The 245-nt window shown below is 45.3% G+C and carries 1 pseudogene; it reads left to right on the forward strand.

Annotated features, from left to right (window positions below):
* A pseudogene (gene pheT / locus BTV98_RS13340) lies at positions 1-245 on the forward strand (phenylalanine--tRNA ligase subunit beta); the annotation flags it as partial.

A 245-nucleotide genomic window follows, 5' to 3' on the forward strand; every position in this document is an offset into this window, starting at 1 on the left:
CTTTCTTACATCCGGGTCAAAGTGCCAAGCTCTATATCGATGATCAGTATGTCGGTTGGTTGGGTCAATTGCATCCTAATACCGCTAAACAATTGGATTTGCCAGCTACATGGGTGGCTCAATTATCACTTGCGCCATTATTAACCCTTGTACGTGAACAGCATACCATCACCACGCCAAGCAAATTCCCGCAAGTACGCCGTGATATTGCCATCTTAGTCGATAGCGATATTAGCTTACAGACG

Source organism: Psychrobacter sp. Cmf 22.2 (genome assembly GCF_001921745.1).
GTDB lineage: Bacteria > Pseudomonadota > Gammaproteobacteria > Pseudomonadales > Moraxellaceae > Psychrobacter.